The organism is Actinophytocola sp., from assembly GCF_045807065.1.
Taxonomy (GTDB): Bacteria; Actinomycetota; Actinomycetes; order Mycobacteriales; family Pseudonocardiaceae; genus Actinophytocola.
On sequence record NZ_JBJMIE010000088.1, the window covers coordinates 1 to 13,794 of the forward strand.

16 protein-coding genes and 2 pseudogenes are annotated in these 13,794 nt (G+C 64.5%); 8 read left to right on the forward strand and 10 right to left on the reverse strand.

The features are described 5' to 3' along the window. From ACJ73U_RS05085 to ACJ73U_RS05105, 5 genes are all read right to left on the reverse strand, one after another. Nucleotides 1-400, reverse strand: a 400-nt coding sequence (locus tag ACJ73U_RS05085) for a GPP34 family phosphoprotein (RefSeq protein ID WP_407776344.1), incomplete at its 3' end; no start/stop codon positions are given. Between the two features lie 1,695 nt (nucleotides 401-2,095). Continuing rightward, nucleotides 2,096-2,578 (reverse strand): SAM-dependent methyltransferase, encoded by a 483-nt coding sequence (locus ACJ73U_RS05090; protein WP_407776359.1) that lies wholly within the window; start codon nucleotides 2,576-2,578, stop codon nucleotides 2,096-2,098. A 15-nt stretch (nucleotides 2,579-2,593) separates the two neighbouring features. Beyond that, nucleotides 2,594-3,373: a transposase family protein gene (locus ACJ73U_RS05095; protein ID WP_407776345.1), complete on the reverse strand. Its 780-nt coding sequence runs from the start codon at nucleotides 3,371-3,373 to the stop codon at nucleotides 2,594-2,596. A 118-nt stretch (nucleotides 3,374-3,491) separates the two neighbouring features. Continuing rightward, complete coding sequence (locus tag ACJ73U_RS05100; protein WP_407776346.1) at nucleotides 3,492-3,629, reverse strand: hypothetical protein; 138 nt, start codon at nucleotides 3,627-3,629, stop codon at nucleotides 3,492-3,494. After that, complete coding sequence (locus ACJ73U_RS05105) at nucleotides 3,629-4,480, reverse strand: group II intron reverse transcriptase/maturase (protein ID WP_407776347.1); 852 nt, start codon at nucleotides 4,478-4,480, stop codon at nucleotides 3,629-3,631. The genes ACJ73U_RS05100 and ACJ73U_RS05105 overlap by 1 nt, the downstream gene beginning before the upstream one ends. 407 nt (nucleotides 4,481-4,887) lie before the next feature. On the opposite strand from ACJ73U_RS05105, the gene ACJ73U_RS05110 reads away from it, so the two are divergent. Further along, a complete protein-coding gene (locus ACJ73U_RS05110; protein ID WP_407776348.1) occupies nucleotides 4,888-5,676 on the forward strand; it encodes a transposase family protein in 789 nt (262 codons plus the stop codon). Here the strand turns inward: ACJ73U_RS05110 and ACJ73U_RS05115 are convergent. After that, entirely contained in the window at nucleotides 5,656-6,273 is a 618-nt protein-coding gene (locus ACJ73U_RS05115) for a reverse transcriptase domain-containing protein (RefSeq protein WP_407776349.1), read from the reverse strand. The genes ACJ73U_RS05110 and ACJ73U_RS05115 overlap by 21 nt on opposite strands. A gap of 464 nt (nucleotides 6,274-6,737) precedes the next feature. Then, nucleotides 6,738-7,061, reverse strand: coding sequence for a transposase (locus ACJ73U_RS05120; protein WP_407776350.1), 324 nt, complete (start codon nucleotides 7,059-7,061; stop codon nucleotides 6,738-6,740). Between the two features lie 5 nt (nucleotides 7,062-7,066). Between ACJ73U_RS05120 and ACJ73U_RS05125 the strand changes: the two genes are divergently transcribed. Beyond that, nucleotides 7,067-7,381 carry a hypothetical protein gene (locus tag ACJ73U_RS05125; RefSeq protein ID WP_407776351.1) on the forward strand — a complete coding sequence of 105 codons (315 nt, stop codon included), beginning with the start codon at nucleotides 7,067-7,069 and terminating at the stop codon, nucleotides 7,379-7,381. Between the two features lie 40 nt (nucleotides 7,382-7,421). On the opposite strand, the gene ACJ73U_RS05130 is transcribed toward ACJ73U_RS05125, so the two are convergent. After that, entirely contained in the window at nucleotides 7,422-7,745 is a 324-nt protein-coding gene (locus tag ACJ73U_RS05130) for a hypothetical protein (protein ID WP_407776352.1), read from the reverse strand. 65 nt (nucleotides 7,746-7,810) lie between these two features. Here ACJ73U_RS05130 and ACJ73U_RS05135 point away from each other — a divergent pair, with 65 nt between their 5' ends. Then, entirely contained in the window at nucleotides 7,811-8,980 is a 1,170-nt protein-coding gene (locus tag ACJ73U_RS05135) for an IS630 family transposase (RefSeq protein WP_407776353.1), read from the forward strand. A 498-nt stretch (nucleotides 8,981-9,478) separates the two neighbouring features. On the opposite strand, the gene ACJ73U_RS05140 is transcribed toward ACJ73U_RS05135, so the two are convergent. Continuing rightward, entirely contained in the window at nucleotides 9,479-9,664 is a 186-nt protein-coding gene (locus ACJ73U_RS05140) for a hypothetical protein (protein WP_407776354.1), read from the reverse strand. Nucleotides 9,665-9,924: 260 nt separating this feature from the next. Between ACJ73U_RS05140 and ACJ73U_RS05145 the strand changes: the two genes are divergently transcribed. Then, on the forward strand, nucleotides 9,925-10,389 hold the full coding sequence (locus ACJ73U_RS05145; protein WP_407776355.1) for an SRPBCC family protein: 465 nt from the start codon (nucleotides 9,925-9,927) through the stop codon (nucleotides 10,387-10,389). Here ACJ73U_RS05145 and ACJ73U_RS05150 read toward each other — a convergent pair. Next, a complete protein-coding gene (locus ACJ73U_RS05150; protein WP_407776356.1) occupies nucleotides 10,373-10,579 on the reverse strand; it encodes a hypothetical protein in 207 nt (68 codons plus the stop codon). The two genes, ACJ73U_RS05145 and ACJ73U_RS05150, sit on opposite strands and share 17 nt — an antisense overlap. Nucleotides 10,580-10,605: 26 nt before the next feature. Between ACJ73U_RS05150 and ACJ73U_RS05155 the strand changes: the two genes are divergently transcribed. The 4 genes and pseudogenes from ACJ73U_RS05155 to ACJ73U_RS05170 form a co-directional block, all read left to right on the forward strand. Continuing rightward, on the forward strand, nucleotides 10,606-10,863 hold the full coding sequence (locus ACJ73U_RS05155) for a hypothetical protein (protein ID WP_407776357.1): 258 nt from the start codon (nucleotides 10,606-10,608) through the stop codon (nucleotides 10,861-10,863). Nucleotides 10,864-10,900: 37 nt separating this feature from the next. Beyond that, nucleotides 10,901-11,881 (forward strand): ISAs1 family transposase, encoded by a 981-nt coding sequence (locus ACJ73U_RS05160; RefSeq protein ID WP_407776358.1) that lies wholly within the window; start codon nucleotides 10,901-10,903, stop codon nucleotides 11,879-11,881. A 648-nt stretch (nucleotides 11,882-12,529) separates the two neighbouring features. Further along, a pseudogene (locus ACJ73U_RS05165) lies at nucleotides 12,530-12,760 on the forward strand (DUF6531 domain-containing protein); the annotation flags it as partial. Between the two features lie 269 nt (nucleotides 12,761-13,029). Beyond that, nucleotides 13,030-13,794: pseudogene (locus ACJ73U_RS05170) on the forward strand (hypothetical protein); the annotation flags it as partial.

Below are 13,794 nucleotides of genomic sequence, written 5' to 3' on the forward strand. Positions count from 1 at the left end.
GCCCTTCCGCCGCGCCGAGAGGTGTGGCGGTCGTCGGCCGGTACACGGTGGCTTTGCGGAGGCCACGCCGTTCTTTGGCGGGATACAACAGCTGTTCACGCACCAACCGCTCCACGACCTTGTCGTAGGAGTGCGCACTGAGCCACCGCAACCACTCTCGAACTGACGTGACGTCTCGGTGCCTGCAGAGGTGGGCGAAGACGGTCTGCGTCAACTCATCGAGTGTTTGCGGCGGCGTCTCGTTCACGAGACCGAGCCGCCCACCACGAAGGTTGAGTCTGAGGAACAACACCTGTTCGCCCAGCAATGCTGCCGCGAGACCGATGTCCAGCACTCGCTCGGAGAGTTGACATTTCCAAGAGATCGAGTCGTGCGCAACAAGGAAGAAGTCGTCAGCCAACCGAAGCACCGGTCCGCCTTCCGACGCCTATCCGCACCATGCGCTCGTGGACAAACCTGTGAATCCACTGCTGGGAACGTGCCAATCGCGCGGGATCTCGCCATTGGCAGTGCGCGAGTACGACCGGCATCACGACATGATCACCTCCAGCAACGGGAGGCGACTTTAAGAGCGCACGAAAGCAAGTAGGTAACACGGAGCGTGCTACTACCCGATTGGAGGCACGTAGTTGGAACTAGCGGGATTGGAGTCAGTCGCCGTACAAGGCCGTCCGGTCATGGACAGCAAGGCGGCGCGCTAGCTTCTCCGACCGAGGGCTTCGGCGGCGTTCCTGCAGCTCATCCACGATTTGCCGAGGCAGCGCGGAAAGCTGCGTCAAATGAGGCGCCCTATGCTCAGCCACCAGTACGGCATCCAGGGCGCGGTCGTCGTGGCCAAGCCGCAGGTTCGCGAATACCTGGTCGTAAAGATTCCGGGCACGGAGCACAGCTGACACTCGTGTGTCACGCAGGAGGAGGTCTGCTGCCGCGAGCGCGGCCTCGAAGTTCTCGGTGACCCACGTGGACGTCGACCGCCTGCATTGTTGCCTGCGACAGACCGAAGGACGCCTCTTATTATAGTCGATACGCTCGCCACCAAGTCGCTTCGCGCACTCCATCACCGCAGCCAGCAGATCGGTCGCTTGCTTCACTGTTGATCACGAGCTGCGGCGCTGGCCGCCAGGTGCAGAAGGTCAGCGAAGGTTACGGAACGATACGAGGATTTCATCCTTCCCCGGCGGAAGTCGCGTTTACCTTGCGCGGACGGCCGCCACCGGCGCCGAGGCACATCGGGCGATGTCCCGGCGAGCGGCTGACAGGGCAGGCCGTCCTGGTTGACGAGCCTTTGTCAAAGACAAACGCTGGGCTGCGGCTGTAGCCGCAGGTGTACTAGGTAGCACCGACGTGCAATCCAAGCGCAGGTCGGCACGCTTCCGTCAAGGCCCTCCCACCCTCGCATCGTTCGCCCAAGTTCGTGCAGCCATCGGCCTGTTTGGGATGATTCTCAGCACTGATCGTTGACCGCACCCAGCGCTCTGGGTGTGTCACTGCGGTGACTGACAGCTTGTCCATCGACGTGCACTCGGCCGTATCCGCGTTCGTCGCCGAGCGGCTGCCGGAGCGGGCATAGCGACCTATAGCGGGCAACCCGAGTCGACGAGGTGCGAGGTGCATCGTATGGCCGGCGCGCTGATCGGGACGGTAGCCGCCCACTCACAGACCAGCCTTCCCGCCGGACAAACAGCGCCTCCGCCGAGGGGCCTGCACCGGCCGTCGGCCAGCAGCATGTCCACCCCGTTCATGCCACAGCCGCGTCTCGGCGGCTCTAGTATCCGGTGTCTCGGATCAGGAAGGCAGGATGGCTGGGTGGACGGCGGCGACCAACTGCCGGGGGCACCGTCATGGACCTCCCTCCCCGTCCGGTACCTGGTCCGTAGCATCCCACTCCTCAGCATGTTCCTGACCGTGGGGCGCAAAGGTCAGGCGATGATTGAGTGCGGACCAGGTTCGCCTCAGGCTCGCGACCGTACAGCGCCAGCACAGGCACCGAGCACGAGTCACCCAGATCACCACCGCGGCGGCGATCGGGGAAACGAGCAGGGCGCCGGTAGCGTAGTCAGCGACCGCTCCGAGAAGTTCGCGAAAGTCCACGTCGTCAACCAGCATCAGTTATGGAAGGATTTCCTAGCCTCGCGACACCTCCATAACACAGCGATTGACGCGGGTCAGCGGTTGCGATGCCCGGCTCGGGTCGCCACAGAGGCGTGTAGACCAAGCCCGGATCAACAAGCGTGAACCCGTTAAAGAAGCGAGCGATCTCCTCGTATGTTCGGAGTGTGCCCGGGGTCTTCGTATCCTTGTAGAGGTCCGCGGCTGCAGATGTTTCCGTCGGATAGTGATCGTCTGTGGCATGTGAAATGGCCAGGAAGCTACCAGGGCACAGTGTCTCGCGGTAGGCAGCGATGATTTCCAGGGGACCGTCTTCGTCTGGGATGAAGTGCAAGACCGCGCACATCAACAAAGCGACCGGCTCTGTGAAATCGAGCAGCTCCCTCGTCCGCTGATGGTCCAGCACGCTCGCCGGGCGCCGGAGATCGGCGTGGAGGACCGTAGCCAACTCATTGTCCTTCAGGAGCAGTTCACTGAGCCTTTTTCAACCTGCGGTGACCTCGTAGTTCTGTAGCACGTGGATGGCTTTGGCGAGTCGGCCGATGCGGCGCGGGCTGACGCGGACCTTGTGCAGGATGCGCCAGTACTTGAGTTGAGCGTTGGCGCGCTCACCGGGGCCGCGGAGCCGCGCGTGGGCCCGGTTGGCATCCTTCTGCGATTCGGGTTTGTTCTTGCCCTTGTAGGGGGTGATCACGTGTTGTCGAGTTTCGTCGTAGCCGTGGTAGCCCTTGTCACCCAAGGCGATGAGCCCGGCTTCTTCGAGTGCGGCGAGGATGTTCCAGATCCGCGCGGCCGCGGTGTCGTGCGTGCTGCCCGGCAACTCGCCGGATACCCACAGGATCGTCCCATCCGGAGACGCGATCACCTGCACGTTCACGCCATGGCGCTTATGCTTCCCCGAGTAGAACGGCCGGTCCGCGGCGATCCGGTCGATCGGGATCAGCGTGCCGTCGATGACCACGTAGGCCATCCCCTCACGCTTCGCCTTGCGCAATGCGGCCCGCAGCTTCGGCGCCCGCGCAGCGAGCAGTTCGACGGTTTCGTTGACGTACCGCCAGCACGTCGTGGTCGAGACCCCAAACCCGGCCCCGACCTCGGCGAACGGCTCACCTTTGCGCAGGTAGACCAGCACCAGCAGAGCCTGCTGGCCAGGGTTGAGCGCCCGCCACACCGAACCGATCTCCCGACGGTGGGCGCGGACCAGGCCGGACACGAAAGTGAGGGTCTGACGTGACAACGGCAGCGCCGCACGGTAGAACAACACCTGAAGCCCCTGGAGTTCCTACAGAACGATCTTGGTCGAAAGCTCTGCTACCAGGGGCTTCGCCACATCCAGGCGCCGACACGCCGATGATCATCAACCTGTGATCAAACCAGAAGCCTTACCCGCCAACACATCCCAACCAGGATGAAAACGGCTCAGTGAACGACTTCGCTGTTGTGGCGGCGGGTGTTTCGGTGTGGATGGCGTGGTGGCAGGTGTCGCAGACCACGAGGGTCTTGCGACGTCGTTTCGCCATCACCACCGCCCACGCCGGCGTTGTCCTGGTGTTGCGAGATCGGCGAGTTTGCGGACCTGGTGCACTTGGATCCGGTCCGTGTTCCCGCAGAGCTCGCAGCGGCCCGCCAGTAGCCGGGCGACCAGTTGGGGTCTGCGGGTCGCCACCAGGGCAAGGGGGCGGTCGGTCAGAACTGCCCTGGCCTGTCGTTTGAGGGGAATCCCGCCGAATCGTGCGACCAGTGGTTTCCTGCCTGGGCGGTCAATGCTGGCTTGCAGGCAGGTGCGCGGTCCATGTGGCGTGTCGATCTTCGCGCGGTAGCGGCGAGCCATCACGGCCACGTTGGACTTGTGCTTACCTGCCAGGGTTTTCAGCAGCGACGTTTGCATCACCCAGTGCAGCCGGTTGAGTCGGTGGACGTCCCCGGCCAGCAGGTAGTACTGGACGAAGCCCCGGTATTCGGCCTGGTAGACGTTGATGATCGTGGGGTCGTCCTCGTTCATCAGCCAGGCCCGGTGCGCGGGTTGACCGCGCCGCATGTCCAGGCCGCACTTGGCCTGGATCACTGCCCGAGGCACACGCAGCCGGATACCACCGTTGATCGAGCGTCGTCGGGTGGTGATGACGGCGTTGTCGTGCTGGACGGTGATCTCGTAGCCGAGGAATCGTGCCGCGTCAGTGCGGGCATGGGTAATCAGCGTCTTCTCCTGCGACAGCTCCAGCTTGAGTTTCTCACGCAGGAACTGCCGGAGTTGATGTTTGATCGCCTCGGCTTCGGCCTTCGGCCCGATGAACCCGAGCAGGAGGTCGTCGGCGTAGCGGACATATCGCAGCCGCCGATAGCAGGGATCGTCGGGATCCTGGCTGGGCATGGCCCGTAGCTGCTGTCGCAGTGTCTGGGCTTCGGCCCGGTCACCTCGCTGGCGGGCTCGGGCGAGCGCGTTGCTCGCCTGGACGTAGGCAGGGTTGCGCGCCCGGCGTTCCCCTCGGATATGTTTGGGATCAGGACTTTCTCAACATAGCTGTCCAACTGGTGCAGATAGATATTGGACAGGAGGGGTGACACCACCCCGCCTTGCGGCGCGCCACTCAGCGTGGCGTTCCATGTCCAGTCTTCCAGGAGGATTATTCAAAAGTCGGTCTGCGATACCCCGTGATGCATGCGATAGCGCTTGACTGACATTTCGTCTCACGTCCGGCATGTCGCATGGGCAACGGCCTTTCCAGATGATATTGATTGTGGTTACCACACCAAAAATCAACCATCAAGGAAAGACCGTTGCACTACTATCGTACTACAGGGCTTGAGCTGACGCAGATGCAGGAACTTGTTCGGCGTGTTTCCGTGGCGTTGAGTCAGCCGTGGCAGAAGAAGACTGGTCGTCCGAGGTCCTGTGGGTTGTATGCGGCGGTGGAGGTCGCGTGCATGTATCTGCGGCAGAACTGTGTCCAGGAGTTTCTTGGTGACCTGCGTGGTATTTCGCAGTCCACGGTGTCGAGGATCGTCACGGTTCTGGTGCCGGTCATCCGGTCGGTGCTGGCCGAGTTCGTGCCGGACCCGTGCGAGGCGATCCGGCTCGTGAAGGGCAAGGGTTGCCTGGTAGACGGCACGATCACGCCCTGCTGGTCCTACGCTGGGCATCGCGAGTTGTGGAGCCGTAAGCACGGCACCACCGGGTTCTGCGTCCAGGTGATCAGCCTGCTCGACGGCACTCCGGTCTGGATCTCCGACCCGCTACCTGGCTGCACCCACGACAAGAACGCCTACGACAACACCGCGACCACGGACATCGTGAACAAAGCCAAAGCCGGTATCGGCGATAAGGGCTACCAAGGAGCCGCTCTCTTCACGCCGACCAAGAAACCTCAATGGCGCGAACTCAACGAAGGAGAGAAGAACGCAAACGCGGCACTCTCCACACTCCGCGCACCCGTCGAACGACTCGTCGCTCACTTCAAGAACTGGCGAATCCTGCACACCGACTACCGACGCCCATACACCACCTACCACGATGCGTTCGACGCCGCACGCGCGTTGTTCTTCTTCTCAATCAAATGGGAGTTTTGAATAAGACTCCAGGTATCCGGCTTGCAGCATGTTCCGCATCAGCCTCAGGAACCTGCCATCGTGGATGTTCTCCGTCAGTATCGAGAGCATGACCTCGTGGTCAAGCGACCGGAAACAGTCGGCGATGTCACCCTCGATGAACCAGGTTGTCCCGGTCCAGGTATTCGCCACCTCGCGTAGCGCGGTATGACAGCCCCGACCAGGACGGAAACCGTGTGAGCGGTCGGAGAACCTCGGTTCGTAATACGCCTCCAGCAGGAGGCGGATCACTTTGCCGAGTAGCTTGCCCGACCAGGACGGAAGTCCCAGCGGCCTTGTCTTCCCGTTCTTTTTCGGGATATAGGTCCGCCGAACTGGCATGAACCGGTAGCGTTCATGTCGCAGCGCGTCGATGATCTTGTCGATCTTCGTCATGGACATGCCGTCCGCGGTCTCCCCGTTGACCCCGGGCGTCATCGCTCCCTTGTTGGCATAGATACGCCCGTAAGCCAGCAGATACAACTGCGGGTTGAACAGTTGCCGATACAGTCGCTCCATCGGCAGACCACGCCTGCCGCGCTCGCGAAGGACACCCAGCACCGTGTCGGCGTTCTGCAAATTTCGCATACCTTCCCGGTCACGTGATGTCTGTTCACCTGGCCCACTTCGCCCATGCGGACGGCTCTCCCGTCCTCCTTTGTTGGGGCGTTACTCCCACGACTACTATTGGGCCTCCGTCACCATAGGGCTCGCGCCCGACAGGTGATCCCGCGTTCGTCTTTGTCGTACTGACAGCGTGATTTAGGCGTCCCACTCATCTCCTTGAATATCCTCACCGGATATCGCTCCACGTGCTGGAGTTATGCCGCCCCTCAAGCGCAGACGGCATAGCATGCGGACACCGGTTTCAGATGCCTTTCCGGTGGATGGACCTTTTCATCGACTGGAGATTGGGCTTCAGGCAATCCAGCTTTCGCCATATCACGCAGGGCCTCCCGGCGCACCGTCTCAGGCATCTGAACCCGGTCACCGGTTTCCTGACATGCTACTGTTCCCTTCCCCTTTCGGGTCCAGGTGAGTCATCAGGCCCAGGGATACATCTCCAAATCCCTCCCAACTCTGTTGGGGATACGACAAAGCGCCTCGCGGCGCACCTTGAGGACATCACGTTCCATCCGCAACTCGGCGTTCTCCGCACGCAACCGAGCCAACTCGGCCCTCTCATCGCCGTTCAGGCCTTCGCTCTCGCCACGGTTGATCTTGTCCTGCGTCACCCAGTTCGCCAGGCTCCCGGCATGGATCCCCAGGTCAGCCGCTACCTGGGCGATCGGTTTGTTGGTCTCGCGGACGATCCGGACCGCTCCCTCACGGAACTCCCGGTCGAACTTCCGCCTCTTCTCGGGCATGACACATGATCCTCATAGTCCATGCCTCCACAATCTGGGGGGAACCTCACTGGTACGACCTTCAAGGACGTGGTGAGCGGGGCGAAGAAGCTGCCGAAGGTGGCCGCGCCGAAGAAGACCGCGGCGTCGGCGTCGACGACTGCGTCGCGTGGCACGGCCGCTTCCACGCGGACCGCCGCGGCCCGGCCGTCGTCGCGTGCTGCGGCGACCTCGACCCGCAGCACGCGGACCACCGCCGCGAAGCCGGCGACGACGCGCGCCGCCTCCGCCAAGACGACGGCCACCAAGGCCGCCGCCCCGGCGAAGGCCACCACCGCTAAGTGGTGGGAATCGGAAGTTCTTCGGGGGTTGGGTCGGTTGTCAGGCGGGGTTGTTGAGGTAGAGGCTGCAGGCGCAGTCGAGGGCTTCTTCTGGGCTGCCGGTAGGTAGCCCGGAGGGCAGGATCTGGTTCTCGTATTTGTCGCTGCTGGCCAGGTAGAGCCCGAAGCCCCAGTGTCGGGCTGATCCGCCGTAGCGCAGTCGGATCAACGGCTGGGTGGTGCCGTCGGCGAGTTCGGCCTGGACGTAGACGAACTGGCCGCGGTAGCGGATGTCCAGGTCGGTGATCTGCGGCCAATGGGCGCGGGCGTGCGCGTTGAGCCGGTATAGCAGGGAGTTCTTGGTGGACTCGGGAGGGGCGGCCATGACGTCATCCTGCCTGACCGGCAGGGTAGTCGCCGCTCTGGACAGTCGATCATGAAAGTGCTGGTGTGGTGGTGGCCGGTGTGATGGCGTGCGCGGTGCGGGTGACGGGCTCGGTGCGGCGACTGCTGATCCGCCGTTCCCGGGGTCAGAAGACTCCGTATCGGGACAAGATCCGCGCACGGATCGTGCTGCTGGCCGCGCGGGAATGGCCCAACACCCGGATCGCGGCGGAAGTGGGGGTCGCGGTGGACACGGTACGCACGTGGCGCGGTCGCTTCGCAGCGCAGGGGTTGGCCGGGTTGGTGGATCTGCCACGGTCGGGGCGGCCATCTCGATTCAGCGCGGTGCAGGTGGCGCAGGTCAAGTCGCTGGCCTGCCAACTACCCGCCGATGCTGGGACGCCCCTATCCCGGTGGTCGTGCCCGGAGCTCGCCCGAGAAGCCGTTGCACAGGATGTCGTTGAGGCGGTCTCGGTGTCGACGGTGCGGCGGTGGCTGGCCGCCGATGCGATCAAGCCCTGGCAGTTCCGGTCGTGGCTGTTCCCTCGCGACCCGGACTTCGCCACCAAAGCTGAGCGGGTGCTGGATCTATACGACCGTCGTTGGAACGGCCGCAGGCTCGAACCCGGTGAGTATGTGATCTCCAGTGATGAGAAGACCTCCATCCAAGCCCGCTGCCGTTGCCATCCCACCCTGCCACCCGGCAAGGCCCGCATGATGCGGATCAACCACGACTACGAACGAGGCGGTGCGTTGGCCTACCTGGCCGCCTACGACGTGCACCAGGCCCACGTGTTCGGTCGCTGCGCGCCCTCGACCGGCATCGTCCCGTTCATGGCCTTGGCCGAGCAGGTCATGACCACTGAACCCTATGCGTCGGCGAAGCGGGTGTTCTGGGTCGTGGATAACGGGTCCTCCCATCGCGGCCAAGCCGCGATCGACCGACTCGCTCAACGCTTCCCGAACGCGGTCATGGTGCACACACCAGTCCATGCCTCCTGGCTGAACCAAGTGGAGATCTACTTCTCGGTCCTGCAACGCAAAGTCGTGTCTCCCAACGACTTCACCGACCTCATCGAGGTCGAACACCGGCTTGGCGAGTTCGAGAAACGCTACAACGCGACCGCCACTCCCTTCGACTGGAAGTTCACCCGCAACGACCTCCACGACCTACTCGACAGGATCAGCCAACACGAACAACAACAGAACACCACCGAACAAAACGCCGCCGCATAATGATCAACACCCGAAGGACTTCCGATTCCCACCACTAAGAAGGCCGCCAGCACTACCGCGACCAAGACGGCGACCCCGCGCAAGACGACGGCCAAGGCCACGCCGGCCAAGGCGACGGCCGCGAAGAAGACCACGAGCGCCGCCCGCAAGACGACGGCCGCCAAGAAGAAGTAGTTCGGCAAGCTGGTCAGACCCGAAGGCCGCCACCCGCACCCGCGGGCGGCGGCCTCCGGCATGTTGCCTCTGAACGCAGGACGCGATGGTACGGAGCGAGGCGACGAGGGCGTACTCGGTCATGAAATTCTCAAAGACCGACTCACCTTTGAGTATCGCGGTCAGCCCGGTCACCCGGGAGTGAGCGTGAGTAGCGAAGTCGACAGGCTGGCGGTTGTTGCGGCCGCTGAGTTGGTCGTTGATTCGCGACGCGCCCGCCGTGAGCACGTGCTGGAGGCCCACCTGCCGGAGGTGTTCGTCGATCTGTTCGTACTGCGTGTCAAGCTACCCGTGGCAGGGTTGCTGGTATGGATATATCTCGCCGACGTTGTGGTCCCACGTGGGGAAGACCGTGCGGTTGAGCGGTGCGGGCGGGGTGCCGGCGCTGCCGGGGGCGGCGGTGAAGGCGTGCCGGTCGAGCTCGCCGCCCGGGTACTCGGGGGCGGACAGCGTGGTATTCGCGGTCGACACGTCGAGCCGGTGCTCGAGCCGGCGCGGGTCCCGCCCGCCAGCGCGGTCCGGAACAGCGGGGCGTCGAGCAGCATCTCGGGAAAGGCTGAGCGACGCCGACAGCAGGAGGGGTGCTCCTCGCGAGGAGAGCGGCGAAGGAGAAATCTCGTGTTCTGAGCATGCCGTTGACGCTAGGAACGGGCCGCTTTCTCGGCGTCCGGCGCGAGAGTGGTCCTGGCGAGCCGGCATGTGCCTCTCGAGTAGTACTACCCTCTCCACGCATGGTGACGTTCTCGTTGGCGGCCGAGATGCAGGCGCCGGTCGAGCACGTGTTCGACACGATCGTGGACCTGCGCGGGTACGGTCGGTGGCTCGACCCGTCCGTCGACTACAGCGGCACGCTCGAGATCAGCACCGACCCGGTCGCGGCCGGCACGACCTACGTGGAGCGCAGCGGCGTCGGCGTGCGGCGCGGCACTGTCACCGAGCTGCTGGCGCCGTTCCTCGTGACCTTCGACCAGTCGATGACCGTGCGACCCAAGCTGTTCGGCGTGATCGACATCCAGGTGACGTACTCGCTGACCCCCTCCGCTGTGGGCGTCCGGCTCGAGCGGCTCGTCACGGTCGATCTGCCGTGGCAGCTCATACCGGCTGGCCCGCTGGTGGTGGCTCGCTTCCGCAAGGAAAGCGAGCGCATCGTCCAGGCATTGAAAGCGTTCGTGGAGGGCGCTAGCGGGCCGCGTTGACCACCTCGCCGTGCTCGCTCTCGGGAGTATCGATCCCCGGGACCCCACCACTGCGCCGGGTGGGGATGAACGACGCGATCGCCGGCGGGGCCAGCGCCGCGCCGCTGCCGATCCCCTTGATCAGGTGGAAACCGTTCTGCGACGGCCCTTCGGCCGGTCCGAACGAGAGGGTGAGGTGCGCCAGGATCACGCCGGCGACGGCACTGGGAGATCGACGTGCCGATCGCTCGCATCAGCGTGTTGAGGCTGTTGGCCGCTGCGGTCTCCGTCACCGGCACCGCGCCCATGATCAGGGCGGGCATCGCGCCGTACGCGAGGCCGATGCCCGCGCCGATCACCGCGGAGACGAGCACCAGCTGCCGGACGGCCGACATCAGCACGACGCCGAGCCCGTGGCCGGCGGCGACCACGACCGCACCGGCCATCAGCGCGTATGACCGAGCCGATGGCGCGTTCAGCGGTACTGCTGCGTGATCCGCTCGATCGTCGCCGCCTTCTCATCCTCCGGGGTGTGCGGCATCGGTTCGCGGCGATCCTGTTCGTGTCGGTGTGCGCGGTGGCCTCGGGCGCGCGTTCGTTCGCCGCGATCGCCGAATGGGCCGCCGACGCGGTCGGTGACGCGGTTGATGACACTCTGCGCAGGCTGGGCATCGGCGCGCCGAACGCGTCCACGATCCGGCGGGCGCTCTCGGCGTTATCCGGTGACGGGTTCGACACCGCGATCAGCAGGTTCCTCGCCGGACGCCTCGCTGCGGCCAGAGCCACATCAGCCACAGCCAAGGCAGGCAAGCGGATGCGGCGCCACGCGATCGCGGTCGACGGCAAGATACTGCGCGGATCACGAAACGACGATAGTCGGGCGCGGATGCTCATGGCATGCCTGGACCACGCCGCAGGGGTCACACTCGGTCAGGTGGAGATCAGTGAGAAGACCAACGAAATCCCCATGTTCTCCATCCTGCTGGACCAGATCGACGATCTCACCGGAATGGTTGTCACCGCCGATGCCCTCCACGCCCAGCGTGAACACGCCGAATACCTCCACCGCCGAAGCGCGCACTACGTCCTCACCGTCAAGGGCAACCAGCAGAGTCTGCGCCGACAGTTGGCTGGCCAGCCGTGGAAAGACGTCCCGGTTGGCCACCGCGAGACCGACAACAGCCACGGCCGCATGGTCACCCGCACCTACAAGGTCATCACCACCGCCACCGGAATCCTGTTCCCGCACGCCGCTCAAGCCGTCCAGATCATCCGCACCCGCAAACCCAAGAACAAGCGCGGCTCCCGACGGACCCAACGCGAGACCGACTACGCGATCACCTCGCTGACCGCCGAGCAGGCCCACCCCGCCGAACTGGCCCGCTACATCCGCGGTCACTGGCACGTGGAGAACAAACTGCACTGGTCCGCGACGTCACCATGGGCGAAGACGCCTCACAGATCACCACCGGCGCAGGCCCCCGCACCATGGCCGGAATCCGCAACCTCGTGATCAGCCTGCTCCGCCTGGCCGGCCACACCAACATCGCCACAGCACTACGCCACAACACACGAAACCCGAAACGAGCCATCACACTCATCCCTGACCAGCTGAGATCATGACTTTGCCTCAGCCCTGGATCTGTGATACCGATAATCGAATCATTTCGACATGATGGACAAAATACTTGACGTCCCTTGACACTCATCGCCGAGGTGAGAAACATGGGATGTGCCGACTCGTACGGGACCGCCAACAGCGACGGAAACCGTTGACACGTCGCATAACTGGAGATCTTGTGCCGCACCGGTCGGTTCACGCTGTGCGCTTTCTGTCGAGAAAGGAGGATCGACAACTCGGGGGGATTTCCACTGGGGCATGAACTCTTCGTTCAGTCCTGTCCGGACAAAGAATGCCCAGGGCGCTGCCTGCCGCCGCCGCTGCCGCGACCGGTGTCGTGTCGAAGAGCCGCCCTGGCGACAGTCAAAACCGTGACACACCCCCCGCTCATGGCGGTCCGGGTGAGCTGTGCGTGCCCGCCACACCGGACCGACACCGGCTTCACCCGTACTGTGAAGGGAAGTAGCGTCACATGACAGCCCCGGAGTCCCGGCAGGCGGTGACCCGACCCGGTCCCGAGCTCTTCGGCGAGCGACGCGGATATGGCTTCGCCGGCCTGGGCGTCAACACCGCGACCGGTACTACACCGAGCGGTCGGCCGACCTCTCGTTTCCGAATTCTCTGTTCAGGCTGCTCGACTGGACTCGAACGTACAACTCGTTCTCCGCGGAGAACGGTCCGCTCGGCCACGGCTGGGTAACGGCATTCAGCGCGCACCTCGACGAGGTGGCGAACGGCCAGCGGGTGGAGCTCCACGACGAGAGTGGCAGAACTCTGGCCTTTGTCCGGACTCGGCCGGGAGAATACCGCCGCCCCCAGGATCTGGACGCCGATCTCGAGCGTGCCGACGACGGGAGCTGGACGCTCAGGTTCAACACGAACGTCCGCTGGTTCTTCGATCCGGCCGGGAAGCTGACGGCGCGGGAGTACGAGGGCCAGCGGGTGACCGTCACCCAGTCACCCGAAGGGCAGCCGACACACGCCGAGCACAGCTTCGGGCACAGCCTCACCATGGCTACAGCAACGGCAGGCTGTCCAGCGTGCGCGCCGACGACGGCCGGACCATCCGCTACGCCTACGACGCTCAGGGCGGTCTCCAGTCGGTCACCGGCCCGGAGGACGGCACGGTCACGCGTTACTCCGCCACCGACGGCCGGTTAACCCAGGTCACCGATCCCGACGGGGTCGTCGTGGTCGTCAACTCCTACGACAACGCCGGCCGGGTGCTCCAGCAGCGGTATCCCACCGGTAGCCGGAACGACTTCGCCTACGACTCCGACACGGGTGTCACCACGGTGACGTCCACCCTGTCCGGGGCCCGCTCGCGCTACCGCGCCGACGCCGCCGGCAGGCTGGTCGAGGTGACCGACCCGGACGAGCACACGGCCACCTTCTCCTACGACGGCAACGGCCGGCTCACGGCGTCCAGCACACCGGGCGGGGTGCGCTACACCCAGCGCTTCGACGGGCGCGGCAACCTCCTGGCGGAGACCACCGACGGGATCGGGACCACCTACACCTACGACGACCAGGACCGGATGACCAGCGAGACCGACGCGACCGATCGCACGATCCGCTACGAGTACGGTGGCACCAGCCAGGTCCCGACGCGGGTCGTCGCCCCGGGTGACGCGGCGACGACCCGCACGGTGCGCGACGGGCTGGTCACCTCGTCGACCGATCCCGACGGCAACACCACCCGATACAACTACGACGAGCGCGGTAACCTCGTCTCGGTCTCGGTCTCGGTCTCGGTCTCGGTCTCGGTCTCGGTCTCGGTCTCGGTCACGGTCACGGTCACGGCC